The organism is Pseudomonas sp. FP2338, assembly GCF_030687515.1.
Lineage (GTDB): Bacteria > Pseudomonadota > Gammaproteobacteria > Pseudomonadales > Pseudomonadaceae > Aquipseudomonas > Aquipseudomonas salomonii.
Genome location: NZ_CP117436.1, coordinates 470,727 through 492,833, shown reverse-complemented (window position 1 = coordinate 492,833; position 22,107 = coordinate 470,727). Strand labels below are relative to the sequence as shown.

The window sequence follows — 22,107 nt, the reverse complement described above, 5'->3', positions numbered from 1 at the left end:
CCGAGAATAGCGCATTTCGGGCCTGGCTTTAACGGGGTGGCAACTGCTGCAAACGCTCAAGAATGTCCAGAACCACCATTCGAGGCGGCCGCTCATCGGTTTCGACCACCAGATCGGCGATTTCCCGATACAGCGGATCGCGCAGCGTGAGCAGGTCCCGCAAGGTTTTTGCCGGGTCCGCGGTGCGCAGCAATGGGCGATTGCGATCGCGGGCGGTACGCCCCACCTGCTGCTCGACCGATGCATGCAAATAAACCACGCGACCACCGGCATGCAGCGCCCGGCGGTTTTCATCGCGCATCACTGCACCGCCGCCGGTGGCCAATACCACGCCATCGCAGCCGCACAGCTCGGCAATCATCGCCTGCTCGCGGTCGCGAAAGCCCAGCTCGCCTTCCTTATCGAAGATCCATGGGATATTGGCACCCGTGCGCAATTCAATTTCCTTGTCGGAATCTTTGAACGGCAGGCGCAGCTCTTTGGCCAGCAAACGGCCGATGGTGCTTTTTCCAGCCCCCATCGGTCCTACAAGAATCAAATTTCGCACAGAATCAACGACTCACAGCAATCGCCTGGTTATTCATAATACGCGGAGTCAGGAATACCAGCAGCTCGGATTTTTTCTCCGCCAGCACATCGCGCCGGAAAAGGCGGCCAAGATACGGCACATCGCCCAAAAATGGCACTTTATCTACCACTTTGCTTTGGGTATTGGAGAAAACCCCGCCAATGACGATGGTCTCGCCATCCTTGACCCGCACCTTGGCGTTGACCTCGTTTTTCTTGATCGGCGGTACGTCGTTGAGCTTGTTCAGGTAGTCAGGCTCATCCTTGGTGACCTTGACCTCCATGATCACCCAGCCGTCCGGGGTGATTTGCGGGGTCACCTCCAGCGACAGCGAGGCCTCCTTGAACGACACCGAGGTGGCGCCACGCGAGCTGGACTCCTGATAAGGAATCTCGGTGCCCTTGAGGATGCGAGCGGTTTCCTTGTCGGAAGTGACCACCTTGGGCTGCGAGACGATTTCGCCGTTGCCGGTTTTTTCCATGGCCGTCAGCTCCAGGTCCAGCAACAGGTTGTCGGTAATAAAAGCGATGCCCAGGCCAGCCGTACCGGTAAGCGAGCCCATATCGACAAACGGCGAACTGGGCGGATTCTCAGGTGGCTCCGCACCCTCGGCCAACGGTTTGCTGATACCGCCCGCGCCCCAGTTGCCGCGATTGAGCCGCCCGCCCCAGCGCACACCCAGGCTTTTGTCGTAATCGACATTGGCTTCGACAATCCGCGCCTCGATCATCACTTGGCGTACCGGCACATCCAGCTGTGCCACGATGCGCCGCAGCTCGTCAATTCGCTCGCGGGTCTGGTAGGCGATGATGTTGTTGGTGCGATCATCCACCGCCACCGAGCCGCGCTCATCGGTAAAGCCGTCAACGCCTGTCACCGCCTGAAACAACTTGGCCAGGTCCGCCGCCTTGGCGTAATTGACCTGCAACAGCTCGCGCCGCAAGGGCGCCAGCTCTTCCATCTGCTTGCGCGACTCCAGCGCCAGCAGCTCGCGGGCCGCCAACTCTTCGGCAGGCGCCACCAGCAAAACGCCGGCCTTCACGCGCTTATCCAAGCCTTTGGTTTGCAGCACCAGATCCAGCGCCTGGTCCCAGGGCACGTCCTTGAGCCGCAAAGTGATCGAGCCTTGCACTTCATCACTGGCCACCAGATTAAGCCCGGCCACATCCGCAATTTGCTGCAACACGGCGCGCAAATCGATGTTCTGGAAGTTGAGGGTCAGCGTGTCGCCGTTGTAGGCGCCACTGGGAACCACACTGCCAGGAGGCGGCAGATGGATCAGATCGACGCGATTGGGCACAGCAAATGCCATCGGTGCCGTGAACGCTATCCATAGCGCCACACCGAAGGACGAGAAAGTCCTTTTCATTGTTTGATTCCGTTATGAGTTGACGTTTAAAACCAGGGTTCGCGAACGCGCAAGCCATGCGCCCTGTTCGTCCGGGAACAGTTCGACCAGTTCGATGTAGCCGGAATGAATCGCCGTGATCCGCCCATGGTTAGGCCCCAGGTAGTCGCCGACCGCCAGCCGGTGCACGCCAGAAGGTGTGCGCAGCAGAGCGAAGGTCTGCAGGCCATGGGGCGGTGCTTCGACCGACACCGCATCGATTAAAAGCGTGCCGACCATTTCGAACTGGTCGACGGCCAGGCCTTCCAGCGTGCCGCGCTTGCGCGCCAGGTCCGGCGCAAGAGCGGGCTGGCCCGGCATGTGGTCGACCTGCGCCGCAGGCGGCTGGAACGGGTCACGCAGGGACGCAGCGTCGTAGACAAAGTGCGACCCCGGCTCGACAGCCGCCCCGGACGTGCCGCGCGCGCCCATGTCACGATAAGTCTTGGCCAGCAAATCAAGGCGCAATAACGCCCCTTCAGACCGAAGCACCACATCATGCACAGTGACGATCCGCGGCAAACCACCCAGGGCACTCACGAAGCTCGCCAGGTCGTGGTAGGCGCCAAACACACCGACTTGTACTGGTTCCTCGATGTAGAACGGCTGCGCCTGTTCACCCAGCACCGTGACACCTTCGACCACCAAACCGTTGGCCGCCGCCAGCCGCGCCATGTCTTCGAGCAAGCCCGGCATGTCCGATTCGCCGGGCATCTGCCGTAACAGCTCGGCGACCTGCGCCTGCTCTCTCTGGGCCTGATGGGCACGCGCCCCAAGATCGGCGGCCAGGCCGGTCTTTTGCGTAAGTTGCTGTTGCAACGCCAGCGTCTGCGCTTGCAGCCCGTGCAACTGTTCACGTGCCGGGGCCAGCAGCCAACCTTCGCCCACCCCCCACACCAATCCCCCCAACGCGCAGCCGAGCAGAAGCTTGGCCGGTAGGGGCCATTTGGCAGCGTTGTGAGAAAGCGTGGAAAAGTCGAGCCTGGGCAGGCTCAAGGCTGGGCCTCGGTGGATTCCCCTTGGCGCACCATCAACTGGAATTCGTTGCCGCCACCTTGGCCCTGCGCACGCACATGCTGCAGCCGGGTTGCGTGGGCACCTTCAGAGGCTTCGAGGCGGCGCATCAGCTGAGCGATATCCTGGCTGGAATCGGCACTGCCACTGACACTCACCGTATTGCCCTTGGCAACCACCTCATGCAGGTGCACCCCATCGGGCACGGCTCGGGCGAGCTGGTCCAATAGTTGGGCGCCGGCCGAGCGGGATTCCTGCAGGTCCTGTACGACCTTCATTCGGGCGGCCAATTGCTGGCTCTGCTCCTGCAAGTCATCGATGGTCTTGAGGCGCGAGTCCTGGACGGCGACGTTTTTGTTCAACTGGCTGTTGCGCGTCACTTGCCGGTCGATCGCCTGATCGATGACCTGGTCCGCCAGCCACACGGCCGCGAGTGCCACACCGGCGAACCCCAGCAGAAATATCAGGAAGTACTTGCGCCGCCGTTCCGCCTGCGCCTGGCGCCAAGGCAAAAGATTGATTCGTGTCATCCAGCGAAACTCCTCAGGGCCAGCCCGCAAGCAATTCCCATCCCGTGGGCATCCACGGCCCATTGTGCGCCATCGACTCGATGGCCCGGCATGAAGCTGGCGAAATCCTGACGGCAAGCGCGCTCCAATGCAAACCCTTCGACGTCCACCACTCGCGCAACCAGCCCGGCCAGGGCCAAAACCGCTGCGCGGGCCTCGACCTGCTCCTTCAGGCACGCAGCCAGCACCACCTCGACCCGCGCCGAGTCCTGGGGCGAAGGGCCGCGCACCTGAAAGTCGATGGCAACGTCGTCCAGGGGGTAAGGAATGTACTGGTCAGCTTCCATCTGGATCATCCAGGCCATCTCCTCGCCACTGAGCCCCGCCTCCATGTCGATCACCCGCGTGATGACCGACGGGCCCGATACCGCCACCGCCGCCTGCCGGACAGACGTGTGCAACCGTGACAATGCCTGTTGCAGCGCCTGCGCCACCCCTTCAAGGTCCAACAGCGTGCCGTCGACGACCGCATTCGCGGGCAGCCCCTGCGTAACGTATGCCTTGACGCTGTAAGCGCCGGCGGTGTGGTCCAGTTCAATCAGCTTGATACCGGTGTCATTGATGTCGACGCCCAGCAGGGTGTCGGCTTTGCGCCTGAAAAATCCCTTTCGCATAAAACTCCCTAAAACTTTGCCTGTCATACCGCCTGATTGCCGCTGGGAATCGTGCATTCGGTCGACTTGTTTGGCCGCCACGAATGACGCCCCAGGCCGAAAATGCTTTAATGCCCAGCGTTTTTTCCCGCTTTTTCCTGCTGCTCGGGTCGATCCATCGTTTGCCATGCATGCCCCGACGCGTAACTCATTCTTTTCTCTGGAAATCCAAAAGCCTTGATTCGTCTGCTGAAGTTTTTCGGGTACTCCATTGTCGCGATCGTCTGCGGGCTGCTGCTCGTACTCAGCGGGGCCTACCTCTACCTTAGTCCGGGTTTGCCTTCCGTAGAGGCACTCAGAAGTATCCAGTTGCAGATTCCTTTGCGGGTCTACAGCAGCGATGAAAAACTGATCGCGGAGTTCGGCGAAATGCGCCGCACACCGATCCGTTTCGCCGACATTCCACCCAATTTCATCAACGCCCTGCTCTCGGCTGAAGACGATAATTTCGCCAACCACTACGGCGTCGACCCAAGCAGCCTGGTGCGCGCAGCGACCCAGTTGGTAAAAAGCGGACACATTCAATCCGGCGGCAGCACCATCACCATGCAGGTGGCGAAGAACTTCTTCCTCACCAGCGAGCGCAGTTTTTCGCGCAAGGCCACCGAAATTCTGTTGGCGCTACAGATCGAACGTCAGCTGACCAAGGACGAAATCCTTGAGCTGTACGTCAACAAGATCTACCTGGGCAACCGCGCCTACGGGATCGAGGCGGCTTCGCAGGTGTACTACGGCAAGTCGATTCGTGACGCCAGCCTGGCGCAGATGGCAATGATCGCCGGCCTGCCCAAGGCGCCGTCGCGCTTCAACCCGCTGGCCAACCCGGCGCGCAGCAAGGAGCGTCGCGACTGGATCCTGGGGCGCATGTACAAGCTGGGCAAAATCGACCAGGCCGCCTACGAGAGCGCCGTGGCCGAGCCGCTGAACGCCAGCTACCACGTGCCGACACCGGAAGTGAATGCGCCGTATATCGCTGAAATGGCACGCGCCGAAATGGTTGGCCGTTATGGCAGCGAGGCCTACACCGAAGGCTTCCGCGTGACCACGACTATTCCGAGCAACCTGCAGGAAATCGCCAACAATTCAGTACGCGACGGTTTGGTGACCTACGACCAGCGCCATGGCTACCGTGGCCCCGAATCGCGTTTGCCGGGCAAGACCCTGAGCGCCTGGACCACCGAGCTGGGCAAACAACGCCCGATCAGCGGCCTGGAACCCGCCATCGTCACCCAGGTGAAGAAGGATGGCGTGCAAGTGCTCACCCGCAGCGGCGAAGGCCATGTGTCGTGGGACAGCATGAAGTGGGCACGCCCGTTCCTGAACACCAACAGCATGGGCCCGATGCCCAAGCAGCCGTCGGACGTGGCGCAGGTCGGTGATTTGATCCGCGTGCAACGCCAGAAAGACGACAGCCTTAAATTCAGCCAAGTGCCTGTGGCCCAAGGTGCATTGGTGTCCCTGGACCCGCAGAACGGTGCGATCCGTGCGCTGGTCGGCGGCTTTGCCTTCGAGCAGAGCAATTACAACCGCGCCACCCAGGCCAAGCGCCAGCCGGGCTCGAGCTTCAAGCCGTTCGTCTACAGCGCCGCGCTGGATAACGGCTACACCGCCGCCAGCTTGGTCAACGACGCACCGATCGTGTTTGTCGACGAGTACCTGGACAAGGTCTGGCGCCCGAAGAACGACACCAACACCTTCCTCGGCCCGATCCGTATTCGCGAGGCACTGTATAAGTCGCGCAACCTGGTATCGATCCGCCTGCTGCAGGCGATGGGCGTGGGCAAGACCATCGACTACATGACGCGCTTTGGCTTCGCCAAGTCGGACCTGCCGCCTAACCTGTCCCTGGCACTGGGCACCGCGACCCTCACGCCGATGGAAATCGCTACCGGCTGGAGCACCTTTGCCAACGGCGGCTACAAGATCACGCCGTACCTGATCGACAAGATCGAAAGCCGCAATGGCGACACCCTGTTCACCGCCAACCCGCCACGCGTGCCGGGCGACGTGGTCAACGGCGTGGCTGCACCCGATGGCATTGCAGCACCGAACAACGGCGGCATCACCATTGAGCCGACACCAGGTGCAGCACCGGCCGCCAATGCCGCGGTGCCCACCGAACCACAGGCACCAGCAGTGGCCGAGCGTGTGGTGGATGGCCGTACCACCTACATCCTCAACAGCATCCTGGAAGACGTGATCAAGAAAGGCACCGGCCGCCGCGCCCTGGCCTTGGGCCGCGCAGATATCGCCGGCAAGACCGGTACCACCAACGAATCCAAGGACGCCTGGTTCTCCGGCTACAACGCCGATTACGTGACCACCGTATGGACCGGTTACGACCAACCGGAAAGCCTGGGCCGCCGTGAGTTTGGTGGCACCGTCGCACTGCCGATCTGGATGAGCTACATGGGCGCGGCCTTGAAGGACAAGCCGCTGCATACCCAGGCCGAGCCGGAAGGCATCCTCAGCCTGCGGATCGACCCGGTGAGCGGCCGTGCGGCATCCCCTAGCACGCCGAATGCGTACTTCGAGCTGTTCAAGAGCGAAGACACGCCGCCGTCGGTCAACGAGCTGGGCAACGGCGTTGCACCGGGCAGCCCGCTGCCGGCGGATGAGGCGGCGCCGATCGATTTGTTCTGATGAGATCAATGGCCTGACCCAGCTCCACTGTGCGAGCTGGCTTGCCTGCGATGGCGGTGGATCAGCCACTGATTCACTCCCTGACACACCGCCATCGCGGGCAAGCCCGGCTCCCACAGGGTTTACCTGGCACCGGAAGACCGCGTCAGCCAGCCACAAAAAAAGCCCCGACTCGCAAGAGCCGGGGCTTTTTGTTGGTGCGCTACAACGGCTTAGCCGTTGAACACATCATCCACGCTTTTCAGCGGGTAGTGCTTCGGATACGGCAGGGTGGCCACACCGGTCTCGATTGCGGCTTTGGCCACGGCATCCGAGATCAGGGTGATCAGGCGCTTATCCATTGGTTTCGGGATGATGTACTCACGACCGAATGCCAGTGGGGCACCACCGTAGGCATCGCACACGTCCTGAGGTACTGGCAGCTTGGCCAGTTCGCGCAGGGCGTTGGCGGCAGCCACTTTCATCTCTTCGTTGATGCGCTTGGCGCGAACGTCCAGGGCACCACGGAAGATGAACGGGAAGCCCAGCACGTTGTTGACCTGGTTCGGGTAGTCCGAACGGCCGGTAGCCATGATCACGTCGCTGCGAGTGGCGTGGGCCAGCTCAGGCGAGATCTCCGGGTCCGGGTTGGAGCAGGCGAACACGATCGGGTTGGCCGCCATGGACTTCAGGCCTTCAGCGCTCAGCAAGTTCGGGCCGGACAGGCCAACGAACACGTCGGCACCGTCGAGGGCGTCAGCCAAAGTGCGCTTGTCGGTAGCGTGGGCAAACATCGCCTTGTACTGGTTCAGATCGGTACGCTCGGACTGAACAACGCCCTTGCTGTCGACCATGAAGATGTTTTCAAGCCGGGCGCCCATGCTCACCAGCAACTTCATGCAGGAGATGGCGGCAGCACCAGCGCCCAGGCAGACGATCTGTGCGTCAGCCAGGGTTTTGCCGGCGATTTCCAGGGCGTTGATCATGCCGGCCGCAGTAACGATTGCGGTGCCGTGCTGGTCATCGTGGAATACCGGGATGTCGCACTGTTCGATCAGGGCCTTTTCGATCTCGAAGCACTCAGGTGCCTTGATGTCTTCCAGGTTGATGCCACCGAAGGTGATGGAAATGCGCTTTACGGTGTCGATGAAAGCTTGTGGGCTTTCGGAGTCGACTTCGATGTCGAAAACGTCAATGCCGGCAAAGCGCTTGAACAGCACGCCTTTACCTTCCATGACTGGCTTGGACGCCAATGGGCCGAGGTTGCCCAGGCCGAGAATCGCGGTGCCATCGGAAATCACTGCAACCAGGTTGCCTTTGCCGGTGTACTTGTACGCCAGTTCAGGGTCGCGGGCGATTTCACGTACGGGCTCGGCAACGCCAGGGCTGTAGGCCAGCGACAGGTCGCGGGCAGTGGCAGTGGCTTTGGTGAGCTCTACACTCAGCTTTCCTGGACGAGGATGGGCATGATATTCGAGAGCGGCAGTTTTCAAATCAGACATATCGGCATTCCGCTTTTACTGTTGGTCGACGGACCGCCGAGGATACGCGTGTGAGAAAGTCCCCACAAGACTGGTCAGTCACTCCCGTCAAGGGCCGCGCACTACGACTTTCGGCCAAGAGCCACGGGATATAAGGGTTTAACTGTTCACAATCGAGATAAAAAATGTCTACAATTTTTTATTAAAATTGCTTTGAGTGCAGCGCGATCAAATCGCAGGTACAAAAAAGGCGCCCACAAGGGGCGCCTTTTTCAACAGCTTGCAAAAACCCTGAGGGCTTTTGAGCCTTACTCTGCAGCAGCAGGCTTCTTGCCGAAAGCACCAAAGCGATCTGCGAAGCGCTGTACACGGCCGCCGGTGTCCAGAGTTTTCTGCTTACCGGTGTAGAACGGGTGGCACTCGTTGCATACGTCAGTACCCAGTGGCTTGCACAGGTTCGAACGTGTTTCGAACTTGTTGCCGCAGCTGCAGGTTACTTCGATAGTTTCGTACGCTGGATGGATATCGGCTTTCATAGTGACTTCCTCGGGCTAGCGTGCCGCCACTCGACACTATTGTCGAATACCGCACGTAATTAGGCCGCGGATTCTACCAGACCTTTTTAAACGCGCAAGCGGCGCCTCCCGTGGTTTACCCACATAAAAGCCCCTTTCATCAGAAAAACCTCGGCATACCCAAGGCCGCCCCTGTCTGCTAGGCTCCCGCCCCTGCGCCACCGCCTGCCTTTATATGAGACTCCCCGCGTGCCCGACGCCATTTTGCGCCTAGCCCTGCCCTCGCCCCTGCGCCGCCTGTTCGACTACCGGGCCCCGGCCGGCGTGTTGCGGGCGCAGTTGCAGCCAGGCATGCGCGTGCGCGTGCCGTTTGGCCGTCGCGAGATGATCGGCATTCTGATCGAAGTGGCCGATCACAGCGAAGTCCCTGCCGAAAAGCTCAAGCCGGCCCTGGCCGTCCTCGATGCCACCCCACCGCTGCCGCCCGCGCTGTTCAAGCTATGCCTGTGGACCGCCCAGTATTACCAGCACAGCCTCGGCGATACCCTGAGCTGGGCGCTGCCGGTGCTGCTGCGCCAGGGCGAACTGGCTGAAGCACGCCAGGAGCGTTTCTGGTCGATGGTGCCCGGCGCACGCCTGGATGACCCGCGCATCGCCCGCGCCCCGCGCCAGCGTGAAGCCCTCGCGACTCTGGCCCAACACCCCCACGGCGTGGCCCACCAACTGTTAAGCAAGCTGATGCTGAGCAAAGACAGCCTCGACCTGCTGCTGGCAAAGGGCTTGGTGCAAGTGGAAATCCGCAAGCACGCGCCGGACCCGCGCCACGACCATTGGCTGGCTCAGCCGGAACTGCCGCTGAACCCCGAGCAACGCGCCGCCTATGAAGCCATTCGCGCCGGTTTCGACAGTTTCCACGCCTTCCTGCTCGCCGGCGTCACCGGCAGCGGCAAGACCGAAGTGTATTTGCAGCTGATCCGCGAAACCCTGCAAGCCGGCAAGCAGGCACTGGTGTTGATCCCGGAGATCAACCTCGGCCCGCAAACCCTGGCGCGCTTCGAACAGCGCTTCAACGCGCGCATCGCCCTGGTGCATTCGGCGGTCAACGACCGTGAGCGCCTGGAAGCCTGGCTGGCGGCGCGGGATGGCGAGGCCGACATTATTATCGGCACCCGCTCGGCACTGTTCACGCCGATGAAAAACCCCGGCCTGATCATCATCGACGAGGAGCACGACGGCTCTTATAAACAGCAGGAAGGCCTGCGCTACCACGCCCGCGACCTGGCGCTGGTACGCGCGCGCCAGGAAGACATCCCGATTGTGCTCGGCTCGGCCACACCGTCCCTGGAAAGCCTGCACAACGCCTACACCGGCCGTTATGGCCTGCTGCGCCTCAATGAGCGCGCGGGCGGCGCCAAGCAACCACGCTTCCTGCGCCTGGATGTAAAAAGTCGCCCGCTGGACAGCGGCATTTCCGGGCCGATGCAACAGGCCATCGGCCAAACCCTCGCCGCCGGCCAGCAAGTCCTGGTGTTTCTCAACCGTAGGGGTTTTGCGCCGACGCTGTTGTGTCATGACTGCGGCTGGATGTCCGAGTGCGAACGCTGCGATGCACGCATGACCGTACACCAGCGCCACGGCGAACTGCGTTGCCACCACTGCGGCCATGTGGAGCGCGTACCGCGCCACTGCCCACAATGCGGCAAAGTGGATTTGCGCCCCGTGGGTGCGGGCACCGAGCGCGCCGAGGAGCGCCTGGGCATTCTGTTTCCGGATTACCCGGTGCTGCGCGTCGACCGCGACAGCACTTCACGCAAAGACGCGATGAACCAGCTGTTTGCGACCATTCAGAAAGGCCAGCCCTGCATCCTCATCGGCACGCAGATGCTCGCCAAAGGGCACCACTTCCCACGGGTCACGCTGGTGTCGATCCTGGATGCCGACGGGGGTTTGTTCTCCGGTGACTTCCGCGCCAGCGAGCGCATGGCGCAGTTGATTGTGCAGGTGGCAGGCCGTGCCGGGCGCGCCGAAGAACCGGGTAAAGTGATTATCCAGACGCACCTGGCCGACCACCCCTTGCTGATTCAACTGACAGAACAGGGCTACTTCGCTTTCGCCGAACAGGCCCTGAGCGAACGCCGCTCCGCCGGCCTGCCGCCGTTCGCACACCTGGCGCTGTTGCGAGCCGAAGCGCACAAGCCAGGGCAGGCCGAAAGCTTTCTCGACGAGGCCTGCAGCGCCGCCGAACGTTTGCTCGGCGAATTGGGGCTGACCGGCATCGAATTGCTCGGCCCGGTGCCCGCACCGATGGAGCGCCGCGCCGGGCGGTATCGCGCTCAGCTACTCTTGCAGGCAACGTCCCGCGCACCGCTGCATCGGCTATTAAGTAGCTGGATGCTTGCCCTGGAGCAAATGCCCAGCGGCCGCCAAGTGCGATGGTCGCTGGATGTGGACCCGGTAGACCTGTATTGACTGCAAAATCGCAATCGCAGGCAAGCCAGCTCCCACATTTTGAAATGTGAACACCCTTAAATGTGGGAGCGGGCTTGCCCGCGATGAGGCCCGCAGGTCTACCAACCTGTCTGAATGGTTGGCAAGCCCGCCCTCGCCACGGATAATGCCCAGTTTTTCCACCTGCGCATCGCGCACCGCCGCTTGCGGTCGAAAGAGAACACCATGAAAGACACCATTCGCCAGCTGATCCAACAAGCCCTCACCCAACTCGTCAACGAAGGTGTGTTGCCTGAAGGCCTGTCGCCGGCGATCCAGGTGGAAAACACTCGCGACAAGACCCATGGCGATTTTGCCAGCAACATTGCGATGATGCTGTCCAAGCCCGCCGGCATGAAACCGCGCGACCTGGCAGAGAAAATCATCGCTGCGCTGCCGGCCGACGAGAGTGTGACCAAGGCCGAAATCGCCGGCCCGGGCTTTATCAACTTCTTCCAGAACACCCAGGCCCTGGCTTCGCGCCTGGACGCGGCCCTGGCCGACGCCAACATTGGCGTGCGCAAGGCCGGCCCCCTGGAGCGTGTGGTGATTGACCTGTCGGCGCCCAACCTGGCCAAAGAGATGCACGTGGGCCACTTGCGCTCGACCATCATTGGTGACGGCGTGGCGCGGGTGCTGGAGTTCCTGGGTGACGACGTGATCCGTCAGAACCACGTGGGCGACTGGGGCACCCAGTTCGGCATGCTGATGGCCTACCTGCAGGAAAACCCGATCACCAGCAACGAACTGGCCGACCTGGAAAACTTCTACCGCGCCGCCAAAAAGCGCTTCGACGAATCCGAAGAGTTCGCCGACCGCGCCCGTGGCCTGGTGGTCAAGCTGCAAGCCGGCGAGGAAGATTGCCTGGCGCTGTGGGGCCGTTTCCGTGAGATTTCGCTCTCGCACTGCCAGGAAATCTACGAGCTGCTCAACGTGAAGCTGACCATGGCCGACGTAATGGGCGAAAGCGCCTACAACGACGACCTGATCAACGTGGTCAATGACCTCAAGGCTGCCGGCCTGTTGGTTGAGAGCAACGGCGCGCAGTGCGTGTTCCTCGAAGAATTCAAGACCGCCGATGGCGAGCCGCTGCCGGTGATCATCGTCAAGGCCGACGGCGGCTACCTGTACGCCACCACTGACCTGGCAGCCGTGCGCTACCGCAGCGGCGTACTCAAGGCCGACCGCGCGCTGTACTTTGTCGACCAGCGCCAGGCCCTGCACTTCCAGCAGGTGTTCGAAGTGGCGCGCCGCGCAGGCTTCGTCACCCACCCGATGCACATGGAACACATGGGTTTTGGCACCATGAACGGCGCCGATGGCCGCCCGTTCAAGACCCGCGACGGCGGCACAGTGAAGCTGATCGACCTGCTCAACGAAGCCCAGGAGCGCGCCTACAGCCTGGTGAAGGAAAAGAACCCGGAGCTGGCCGAGGCCGACCTGCGCAACATCGCCCGCGTGGTGGGCATTGGCGCAGTGAAGTACGCCGACCTGTCCAAGCACCGCACCAGCGACTACAGCTTCAACTTCGAACTGATGCTCAACTTCGAAGGCAACACCGCGCCGTACCTGCTGTACGCCTACACCCGTGTGGCCGGTGTGTTCCGCAAGCTGGGCAAGGATTTCAGCGAAGTTGAAGGCCGGATCGTGCTGGATGCCCCGCATGAACAGGACCTGGCGGCCAAGCTGGCGCAGTTCGGCGAAGTGCTCAACAGCGTCGGTGAAAAAGGCACGCCGCATATCCTCTGCACGTATTTGTACGAAGTTGCCGGCCTGTTCTCCAGCTTCTACGAGAACTGCCCGATCCTTACGGCCGACGACGAAGCCCAAAAGCAAAGTCGCCTGCGCCTCGCCGCACTGGCTGGACGGACCCTCAAGCAAGGCCTGGAACTGTTAGGCCTGGAAACCCTGGAGCGTATGTAAGTTGGCTGCCAAGAAAAAACCTGCACCCAAACGCGGCGCCAGCCGCTATCAGGCACCGGCGAAGAAGCCAATTCCGGGCTGGCTGTGGATGGCTATCGGCCTGGCGGTCGGCGCGTTTGTGGTGATCCTGATGAAACTGGAGCCCGGCAAGGGCGATGACGTCAAACGAGTCAAGCAAGAACAGCAGAAGGCCACGAAAATGGCCGAAGCCAATAAAACAGCGCCAAGCCCGACCGCACCCGTGAAGCCGAAATACGACTTCTACACGCTGTTGCCGGAATCGGAAGTGATCGTGCCACCTGACGCCGTGCCGGAGAAAACCCTGCCGACGCCGCAAGTGCCGACCACACCGGTTACACCCGCGGAAGCGGCGAAAATCGACACTGCACGCGCGCAAGCCGCGTTGGCCGGGATCACTCCGCCGCCACCGCCACCGGTGGCGACCACCAAAGCGGCGCCGGTGACCAAGTTCTTCCTGCAAGCGGGCTCGTTCCCGAAACAGGCGGATGCGGATCGTGTGCGTGCGCAGATCATTCTGTTGGGCCAATCGGTGACGGTAGAGTCCGGCACGGTGAAGGATGCGACCTGGTATCGCGTGTTGGTAGGGCCGTTCAGTAACCGTGAACAGCTGACTGTGGCGCAGAAGCAACTGGCTGGCGCAGGCTTTAGCAATCTGCTGTTACAACAACGCCAGAGCCGCTGATTCGAGCTCAACGCCGATCAAAATGTGGGAGCTGGCTTGCTGTGGCGAGCAAGCTTGCTTGCGCTGGGGTGCGAAGCGCCCCCAAAAAAGCCGGCTCCAGCTGCGCTGTCGAGCGCGAGCAAGCTCCCTCGCCACAGCAAGCCAGCTCCCACAGTCGGTTTTGTGGTGTTCTCTGGAAAGTGTCAGCCCCATAAACACCACTCGTCCGCACACACGTCCTACGGTTGAAATCCCCCCCGCCACCCCCATATGAGATTCCATCAGGGCATTTTCGCCCCGCTGCGTGGAGACTCTCCCCTTGACCACCATCGTTTCAGTACGTCGCCACGGCAAAGTCGTCATGGGCGGCGACGGCCAGGTTTCCCTTGGCAACACCGTGATGAAAGGCAACGCCAAGAAAGTGCGTCGCCTGTACCACGGCCAGGTTCTCGCCGGTTTCGCCGGCGCCACTGCCGACGCCTTCACCCTCTTCGAACGCTTCGAAGGCCAGCTGGAAAAACACCAGGGCCACCTCGTTCGTGCCGCTGTCGAACTCGCCAAAGAATGGCGCACCGACCGCTCCCTCAGCCGCCTGGAAGCCATGTTGGCGGTCGCCAACAAAGACGCGTCCTTGATCATTACCGGTAACGGCGATGTGGTTGAACCCGAGCACGGCCTGATCGCCATGGGTTCCGGCGGCGGCTACGCCCAGGCGGCAGCCAGCGCCCTGTTGAAGAAAACCGACCTGTCGGCCCGCGAAATCGTCGAGACCGCCCTGGGTATCGCCGGCGATATCTGCGTGTTCACCAACCACAACTTCACCATTGAGGAGCAGGACCTCGCCGAGTAAGCCGTAGGCTTATTCCGCTTGAGGCCGCCAAACACTTATGTCCATGACTCCCCGCGAAATCGTCCATGAACTTAATCGCCATATCATCGGCCAGGACGATGCCAAGCGCGCCGTTGCCATTGCGCTGCGTAACCGCTGGCGCCGGATGCAACTGCCCGAAGAACTGCGCGTTGAAGTAACGCCCAAGAACATCCTGATGATCGGGCCGACAGGCGTGGGTAAAACCGAAATCGCCCGGCGCCTGGCCAAGCTGGCCAATGCCCCGTTCATCAAGGTCGAAGCCACCAAGTTCACCGAAGTGGGCTACGTAGGCCGTGACGTTGAGTCGATCATCCGTGACCTGGCCGATGCCGCCCTGAAAATGCTGCGCGAACAGGAAGTCACCAAGGTCAGCCACCGCGCTGAAGACGCCGCCGAAGAACGCATTCTCGATGCCCTGCTGCCACCGGCACGCATGGGTTTCAACGAAGACGCCGCGCCAAGCTCGGATTCCAACACCCGCCAGCTGTTCCGCAAGCGCCTGCGTGAAGGCCAGCTGGACGACAAGGAAATCGAGATCGAAGTGGCCGAAGTGTCCGGCGTCGACATCTCCGCACCGCCTGGCATGGAAGAAATGACCAGCCAGTTGCAGAACCTGTTCGCCAACATGGGCAAGGGCAAGAAGAAAAGCCGCAAGCTCAAGGTAAAGGACGCGCTGAAACTGGTGCGCGACGAAGAAGCCGGGCGCCTGGTGAATGAGGAAGAACTCAAGGCCAAGGCCCTGGAAGCGGTCGAGCAGCACGGCATCGTGTTTATCGACGAGATCGACAAGGTGGCCAAGCGCGGTAACTCCGGCGGCGTCGATGTGTCCCGCGAAGGCGTACAGCGCGACCTGCTGCCGCTGATCGAAGGCTGCACGGTGAACACCAAGCTGGGCATGGTCAAGACCGACCACATCCTGTTTATCGCCTCTGGCGCGTTCCACCTGAGCAAACCAAGCGACCTGGTGCCGGAGCTGCAAGGCCGTCTGCCGATTCGCGTGGAACTCAAGGCGCTGACCCCGGGCGACTTCGAACGCATCCTCAGCGAGCCGCATGCTTCGCTCACCGAGCAATACCGCGAATTGCTGAAAACCGAAGGCTTGGGCATCGAATTCCAGCCGGACGGCATCAAGCGCCTGGCGGAGATTGCCTGGCAGGTCAACGAGAAGACCGAAAACATCGGCGCCCGTCGCCTGCATACGCTGCTTGAGCGTCTGCTGGAGGAAGTGTCCTTCAGTGCCGGCGACATGGCTGGCTCGCAGAATGGCGAAGCGATCAAGATTGACGCTGATTACGTCAATAGCCACCTGGGCGAATTGGCGCAGAACGAAGACCTGTCTCGTTATATCCTGTAAGTCTCACTCAGGACCGCTTCGCTTTTAATGTGGGAGCTGGCTTGCCTGCGATAGCCATAGTGAATTCAACACCGCTATCGCAGGCAAGCCAGCTCCCACAGTTTTAAGCCGGTTCCTTCAGGACTATCTCTGGGCGGTTCTCCAATGACCAAATTCCCCACCGCTGTAAACCTGCACAAAACCTCCAACACCCTCGGCCTCACCTACGGGCCGGACGAGGTGTACCAGCTTAGCGCCGAGCTGCTACGCACCCACTCGCCTTCCGCCGAGGTCCAGGGCCACGGCAAACCCATCCTGCAATTCGGCAAGCTCAACGTGCGGCTGACCAAGATAGAACCCGCCGGCCAGTACGCACTGAAATTGACCTTCGACGACGGCCATGACAGCGGACTGTTCACCTGGGACTACCTCTACCAACTAGCCGTGCGCCAGCAAGACCTGTGGGCCGACTACCTCGCCGAACTCAAAGCCGCCGGCAAAACCCGCGACCCGAGTGAGTCGGTCGTGCGGCTGATGCTCTAACTCAGGCGTCTTGCGCTTTAGAGGGCATTTTCTAATTTCATCTGCTTGAATGCCCTGTCGCGTGGCCAACGATTGGCCTGCTTGCGAAAAAAATTAAACTCGGGTAACCAATGGAACTGGCAAGTTCCCTGCATTTGACGATGCGGTATCAACGGTCACCCGAGTCGCAGTACCAGGCTGGTGTCGTGTATCGAAATTGGGTGCGCAGCAATCGCCGGTACTCGTCTTTCGGACAATGGAGCGTCGTAGATGAGTAACAAGAATAACGATGACTTGAAACGCCAGGCCTCGGAAAACACCCTGGGGCTGAACCCGATCATCGCGTTACGCAAAAAGGATTTATTGGCCTCAGCGAAGATGGTGCTGACCCAAGCCATCAAGCAACCGTTGCACAGCGTCAAACACGTCGCGCATTTTGGCGTGGAATTGAAGAACGTGATGTTCGGCAAGTCCGCACTGGCCCCCGAAGGCGATGACCGTCGCTTCAACGACCCGGCGTGGAGCCAGAACCCGCTCTACAAGCGTTACCTGCAAACCTACCTGGCGTGGCGCAAGGAACTGCACGACTGGATCGGCGACAGCAGCCTGTCGGAACAGGACATCAGCCGCGGCCACTTCGTGATCAACCTGATGACCGAAGCCATGGCCCCCACTAACAGCGCAGCCAACCCGGCGGCGGTCAAACGCTTCTTTGAAACCGGCGGTAAAAGCCTGCTTGATGGCCTGTCCCACTTGGCCAAAGACATGGTGCACAACGGCGGTATGCCGAGCCAAGTCAACATGGGCGCCTTTGAAGTCGGCAAGACCCTGGGCACCACCGAAGGCGCCGTGGTGTTTCGCAATGACGTGCTGGAACTGATCCAGTACAAGCCCATCACCGAGCAGGTGCACGAGCGCCCACTGCTGGTGGTGCCGCCGCAGATCAACAAATTCTATGTATTCGACCTGAGCCCGGAAAAGAGCCTGGCGCGCTTCTGCCTGCGCAATGGCCAGCAGACGTTTATCGTCAGCTGGCGCAACCCGACCAAGGCCCAGCGCGAATGGGGCCTGTCGACCTATATCGAGGCGCTCAAGGAAGCGGTCGATGTGGTCACGGCCATTACCGGCAGCAAAGACGTGAACATGCTCGGCGCCTGCTCCGGCGGCATCACCTGCACCGCCCTGCTGGGCCACTACGCGGCGCTGGGGGAGAAGAAGGTCAACGCCCTGACCCTGCTGGTGAGCGTGCTGGACACCACGCTGGACACCCAGGTGGCGTTGTTCGTCGATGAGCAGACCCTGGAGGCGGCCAAGCGCCACTCCTACCAGGCCGGCGTGCTGGAAGGCCGCGACATGGCCAAGGTGTTTGCCTGGATGCGCCCCAACGACCTGATCTGGAACTACTGGGTCAATAACTACTTGCTCGGCAACGAGCCGCCGGTGTTCGACATCCTGTTCTGGAACAACGACACCACACGCTTGCCGGCCGCCTTCCATGGCGATTTGATTGAGCTGTTCAAGAACAACCCGCTGGTACGCGCCAATGCCCTGGAAGTGTGCGGCACGCCGATAGACCTCAAGCAGGTGACCGCCGATATCTACTCACTGGCCGGCACCAACGACCACATCACGCCGTGGCAGTCGTGCTACAAGTCGGCGCAGCTGTTTGGTGGCAAAGTGGAGTTTGTGTTGTCCAGCAGTGGGCATATCCAGAGCATTCTCAACCCGCCAGGCAACCCCAAGGCGCGTTACCAGACCAGCGATGGTTTGGCGGGCAAGCCGCTGGAGTGGCAGGAGAATGCCACCAAGCACACTGACTCGTGGTGGCTGCATTGGCAGGCGTGGCAGGCCGAGCGAGCGGGCAAATTGAAGAAAGCACCTACAAGCCTGGGTAACAAAGCCTATGCCGCAGCTGAGGCGGCACCGGGTACTTATGTGCACGAACGATAAGCAGATTTTGCGGTAGAAATACGATCAATGTGGGAGCTGGCTTGCCTGCGATAGCGGTGGGCCAGCTAGCTGATGAGCTAACTGACAGCTTGCTATCGCAGGCAAGCCAGCTCCCACATGAACCGAGTTCTTCCAGACACGTAGCGCCACTTCACAGGGCTTGAGCATGCCGCAACCGTTCATCTTCCGTACCATCGACCTGGATGGCCAGACCATCCGCACGGCGGTACGCCCGGGCAAGCCTCACTTGACGCCGCTGCTGATCTTCAACGGCATCGGCGCCAACCTTGAGTTGGTGTTTCCGTTCGTCCAGGCGCTGGACCCGGACCTGGAAGTGATCGCCTTCGATGTGCCGGGTGTGGGGGGTTCCTCCACACCCAGCGTGCCCTATCGCTTTCCCGGTCTGGCCAAGCTCACTGCACGCATGCTCGATTACCTGAACTATGGCCAGGTGAATGCGGTGGGTGTGTCCTGGGGCGGCGCGTTGGCGCAGCAGTTTGCCTATGACTACCCCGAGCGCTGCAAAAAACTGATCCTCGCGGCGACGGCAGCCGGGGCCTTTATGGTGCCGGGCAAACCCAAGGTGCTGTGGCTGATGGCAAGCCCCAGGCGCTATATCCAACCGTCCCACGTGGTGCGCATTGCCCCGATGATATATGGCGGCTCGTTCCGCCGCGATTCCAAACTGGCCGCCGAACATGCGAGCAAAGTGCGCTCGGCGGGCAAGCTCGGTTACTACTGGCAGCTGTTTGCAGGCCTTGGCTGGACCAGCATTCACTGGTTGCACAAGATCCGCCAACCGACCCTGGTGCTGGCCGGCGACGACGACCCGCTGATTCCGCTGATCAATATGCGCATGCTCGCCTGGCGCATTCCCAACGCACAGTTGCACATCATCGATGATGGCCACTTGTTCCTGATTACCCGCGCCGAAGCCGTGGCGCCGATCATCATGAAGTTTCTTGAAGAGGAGCGCCTGCGGGCCGTGATTCACCCGCGACCGGCCGTGTAAGGACCGCACCGCCGCGCAACTTGCCGAGAACCGACTATGGTTCTGAATTGGCGTGCCTGTTGTTGCCTTGACGAAGGAGTGTTGGCTCATGCGAGAAAGACCCGTGACGAACCCGGCGCCCACCCCTGCCGCGTTCATCAACGCGCAAAATGCGATCAGTGGCCTGCGGGGCCGGGATTTGCTGGCGACCCTGCGCAGTGTCGCCCACCATGGCTGGCGCAACCCGCTGTACACCGCTCGGCACGCCCTGGCGTTGGGCGGCCAACTCGGTCGCGTGCTGCTGGGTGAAACCGTGCATGCCCCCAACCCCGCTGACAGCCGCTTCGCCGACCCCACCTGGGCGCTTAACCCGCTGTACCGGCGCAGCCTGCAAGCCTATTTGAGCTGGCAGAAACAAACGCGTGACTGGATCAATGACAGCTCGATGAGCGCCGATGACCGCGCCCGCGCGCACTTTGCCTTCTCGCTGATCAACGATGCCGTCTCGCCCTCCAACACCTTGCTTAACCCGCTGGCCATCAAGGAGCTGCTCAACTCCGGCGGCCACAGCGTGGTGCGCGGCGTGAATAATTTATTTAACGATTTGTTGCACAACAACGGCCTGCCCAGCCAGGTCAGCAAACACGCTTTTGAAGTGGGCAAAACGGTGGCAACGACCGCGGGTTCCGTGGTGTTTCGCAACGAGCTGCTGGAACTGATCCAGTACAAACCCATGAGCGAAAAGCAGTACGCCAAGCCGCTGCTGATCGTGCCACCGCAAATCAACAAGTACTACATCTTCGACCTCAGCCCCGCCAACAGCTTTGTGCAGTACGCCCTGAAAAACGGCCTGCAGACGTTTATGGTCAGCTGGCGTAACCCGGATGTGCGTCACCGCGAGTGGGGCCTGTCCACCTATGTGGCGGCGCTGGAGGAAGCGCTGAATGTGTGCCGGGCAATCACCGGCGCCCGTGAGGTCAACCTGATGGGCGCCTGCGCCGGTGGCCTGACCATCGCTGCGCTGCAAGGCCACCTGCAAGCCAAGCGCCAGCTGCGGCGCGTCTCCAGCGCCAGCTACCTGGTGAGCCTGCTCGACAGCCAGATCGACAGCCCGGCCACCTTGTTCGCTGACGAACAGACCCTGGAAGCCGCCAAGCGCCGCTCCTACCAGCAAGGCGTGCTGGAGGGTCGCGACATGGCCAAGGTCTTCGCCTGGATGCGTCCCAACGATCTGATCTGGAACTACTGGATCAATAATTACCTGCTGGGCAAAGAACCGCCGGCGTTCGACATCCTCTACTGGAACAACGACAACACGCGCCTGCCCGCCGCGTTGCATGGCGACCTGCTGGACTTCTTCAAGCACAACCCGCTCAGCCATCCGGGTGGCCTTGAGGTGTGCGGCACGCCCATCGACCTGCAGAAGGTCACCGTGGACAGCTTCAGCGTGGCCGGCATCAACGACCACATCACGCCGTGGGACGCGGTGTACCGCTCCACCCAGCTGCTGGGCGGCGAGCGGCGCTTTGTACTGTCCAACAGCGGGCATATCCAGAGCATCCTCAACCCGCCGGGCAACCCCAAGGCCAACTACGTCGAGAACCCCAAGCTGAGCAGCGACCCCCGCGCCTGGTACTACGACGCCAGTCACGTCGAAGGCAGTTGGTGGCCGCAGTGGCTTGCGTGGATCCAGCAACGGTCGGGCGTGCAGCGCGAGACCCTCACGGCCCTGGGCAACCAGAATTACCCACCGATGGAAGCGGCGCCAGGCACGTACGTGCGGGTGCGCTGAGCTCAACGATCAGATTAAGAAGACTGGATGAAGACCCGCGACCGTATCCTTGAATGTGCCCTGCAGTTGTTCAACCACAAGGGCGAACCGAACGTGTCGACCATGGAGGTGGCGAATGAAATGGGGATCAGCCCCGGCAACCTCTACTACCACTTCCATGGCAAGGAGCCGTTGGTGCTCGGGTTGTTCGAGCGTTTCCAGAATGAACTGGCGCCCCTGCTCGACCCGCCGGCGGATGCGCAACTCAAACCCGAAGATTACTGGCTGTTCCTGCACCTGATCATCGAGCGCATGGCCCATTACCGGTTCCTGTTCCAGGACCTGTCGAACCTGGCCGGGCGCCTGCCGAAGCTGGCCAAAGGCATTCGCAACTTGCTCACGGCGCTCAAGCGCACCCTGGCTTCACTGCTTGCGCGCTTGAAGGCAGCGGGGCAGTTGGTCAGTGACACCCAGGCGTTGGGGCAATTGGTGGAACAGATCACCATGACCCTGCTGTTTTCCCTGGACTACCAGCGGATTCTCGACCGTGAAGGCGAGGTGCGGGTGGTGGTCTACCAGGTCATGATGCTGGTGGCGCCGCATCTGCTATTGCCGGCGCGGCAGGCGACTGAGCGGTTTGCGCTCAAATACCTGGATGATATCGATTAAAAATGTGGGAGCGGGCTTGCCCGCGATAGCAATTTATCAGCCAATACCTGGGTGGCTGACACTCCGCCATCGCGGGCAAGCCCGCTCCCACATTGGAAG

Annotated in this window: 18 protein-coding genes; 11 read left to right on the top strand and 7 right to left on the bottom strand. The window is 61.3% G+C overall.

All coding sequences use genetic code 11. The features are described 5' to 3' along the window. Nucleotides 1-28 precede the first annotated feature (28 nt). From aroK to pilM, 5 genes are all read right to left on the bottom strand, one after another. The gene (gene aroK, locus PSH96_RS02105) at nucleotides 29-547 is read right to left on the bottom strand and encodes a shikimate kinase AroK (RefSeq protein WP_017138567.1); all 519 of its coding nucleotides are present in this window, start codon (nucleotides 545-547) and stop codon (nucleotides 29-31) included. A gap of 4 nt (nucleotides 548-551) precedes the next feature. Further along, entirely contained in the window at nucleotides 552-1,880 is a 1,329-nt protein-coding gene (locus PSH96_RS02100) for a type IV pilus secretin PilQ (protein WP_305459969.1), read from the bottom strand. Between the two features lie 69 nt (nucleotides 1,881-1,949). Continuing rightward, nucleotides 1,950-2,951, bottom strand: coding sequence for a pilus assembly protein PilP (locus tag PSH96_RS02095; RefSeq protein WP_305457144.1), 1,002 nt, complete (start codon nucleotides 2,949-2,951; stop codon nucleotides 1,950-1,952). Further along, on the bottom strand, nucleotides 2,948-3,499 hold the full coding sequence (locus PSH96_RS02090; protein ID WP_305457142.1) for a PilN domain-containing protein: 552 nt from the start codon (nucleotides 3,497-3,499) through the stop codon (nucleotides 2,948-2,950). The genes PSH96_RS02095 and PSH96_RS02090 overlap by 4 nt, the downstream gene beginning before the upstream one ends. Then, nucleotides 3,496-4,152: a type IV pilus biogenesis protein PilM gene (gene pilM / locus PSH96_RS02085; RefSeq protein WP_305457140.1), complete on the bottom strand. Its 657-nt coding sequence runs from the start codon at nucleotides 4,150-4,152 to the stop codon at nucleotides 3,496-3,498. Before pilM ends, PSH96_RS02090 begins: the two co-directional genes overlap by 4 nt. A 219-nt stretch (nucleotides 4,153-4,371) precedes the next feature. Between pilM and PSH96_RS02080 the strand changes: the two genes are divergently transcribed. Beyond that, complete coding sequence (locus PSH96_RS02080; protein WP_370694344.1) at nucleotides 4,372-6,834, top strand: penicillin-binding protein 1A; 2,463 nt, start codon at nucleotides 4,372-4,374, stop codon at nucleotides 6,832-6,834. 212 nt (nucleotides 6,835-7,046) lie between these two features. On the opposite strand, the gene PSH96_RS02075 is transcribed toward PSH96_RS02080, so the two are convergent. Together PSH96_RS02075 and rpmE are read right to left on the bottom strand one after the other, a co-directional pair. Continuing rightward, complete coding sequence (locus PSH96_RS02075; RefSeq protein ID WP_305457136.1) at nucleotides 7,047-8,315, bottom strand: malic enzyme-like NAD(P)-binding protein; 1,269 nt, start codon at nucleotides 8,313-8,315, stop codon at nucleotides 7,047-7,049. Nucleotides 8,316-8,602: 287 nt separating this feature from the next. After that, on the bottom strand, nucleotides 8,603-8,830 hold the full coding sequence (gene rpmE, locus PSH96_RS02070; RefSeq protein WP_017138574.1) for a 50S ribosomal protein L31: 228 nt from the start codon (nucleotides 8,828-8,830) through the stop codon (nucleotides 8,603-8,605). A gap of 228 nt (nucleotides 8,831-9,058) precedes the next feature. Here rpmE and PSH96_RS02065 point away from each other — a divergent pair, with 228 nt between their 5' ends. The 10 genes from PSH96_RS02065 to PSH96_RS02020 all read left to right on the top strand — a co-directional run bounded on the left by PSH96_RS02065 (nucleotide 9,059) and on the right by PSH96_RS02020 (nucleotide 22,008). Further along, nucleotides 9,059-11,278 (top strand): primosomal protein N', encoded by a 2,220-nt coding sequence (locus PSH96_RS02065; RefSeq protein ID WP_305457134.1) that lies wholly within the window; start codon nucleotides 9,059-9,061, stop codon nucleotides 11,276-11,278. A 204-nt stretch (nucleotides 11,279-11,482) separates the two neighbouring features. Beyond that, entirely contained in the window at nucleotides 11,483-13,219 is a 1,737-nt protein-coding gene (gene argS, locus PSH96_RS02060) for an arginine--tRNA ligase (protein WP_305457132.1), read from the top strand. Between the two features lies 1 nt (nucleotide 13,220). Continuing rightward, the gene (locus tag PSH96_RS02055; RefSeq protein WP_056860622.1) at nucleotides 13,221-13,922 is read left to right on the top strand and encodes an SPOR domain-containing protein; all 702 of its coding nucleotides are present in this window, start codon (nucleotides 13,221-13,223) and stop codon (nucleotides 13,920-13,922) included. A gap of 298 nt (nucleotides 13,923-14,220) precedes the next feature. Beyond that, on the top strand, nucleotides 14,221-14,751 hold the full coding sequence (hslV, locus tag PSH96_RS02050; protein ID WP_010563201.1) for an ATP-dependent protease subunit HslV: 531 nt from the start codon (nucleotides 14,221-14,223) through the stop codon (nucleotides 14,749-14,751). Nucleotides 14,752-14,788: 37 nt separating this feature from the next. Next, the gene (gene hslU / locus PSH96_RS02045) at nucleotides 14,789-16,126 is read left to right on the top strand and encodes an ATP-dependent protease ATPase subunit HslU (protein WP_305457129.1); all 1,338 of its coding nucleotides are present in this window, start codon (nucleotides 14,789-14,791) and stop codon (nucleotides 16,124-16,126) included. A gap of 144 nt (nucleotides 16,127-16,270) precedes the next feature. Beyond that, entirely contained in the window at nucleotides 16,271-16,648 is a 378-nt protein-coding gene (locus PSH96_RS02040; RefSeq protein WP_305457127.1) for a DUF971 domain-containing protein, read from the top strand. A 249-nt stretch (nucleotides 16,649-16,897) separates the two neighbouring features. Next, the gene (gene phaC, locus PSH96_RS02035; RefSeq protein ID WP_305457125.1) at nucleotides 16,898-18,577 is read left to right on the top strand and encodes a class II poly(R)-hydroxyalkanoic acid synthase; all 1,680 of its coding nucleotides are present in this window, start codon (nucleotides 16,898-16,900) and stop codon (nucleotides 18,575-18,577) included. A 166-nt stretch (nucleotides 18,578-18,743) separates the two neighbouring features. Then, complete coding sequence (phaZ, locus tag PSH96_RS02030) at nucleotides 18,744-19,589, top strand: poly(3-hydroxyalkanoate) depolymerase (protein ID WP_305457124.1); 846 nt, start codon at nucleotides 18,744-18,746, stop codon at nucleotides 19,587-19,589. 88 nt (nucleotides 19,590-19,677) lie between these two features. Further along, nucleotides 19,678-21,360, top strand: a complete 1,683-nt coding sequence (phaC, locus tag PSH96_RS02025) for a class II poly(R)-hydroxyalkanoic acid synthase (RefSeq protein ID WP_305457123.1) — start codon at nucleotides 19,678-19,680, stop codon at nucleotides 21,358-21,360. 27 nt (nucleotides 21,361-21,387) lie between these two features. Continuing rightward, nucleotides 21,388-22,008, top strand: a complete 621-nt coding sequence (locus PSH96_RS02020; RefSeq protein ID WP_017138582.1) for a TetR/AcrR family transcriptional regulator — start codon at nucleotides 21,388-21,390, stop codon at nucleotides 22,006-22,008. The last annotated feature ends 99 nt before the right edge of the window (nucleotides 22,009-22,107 follow it).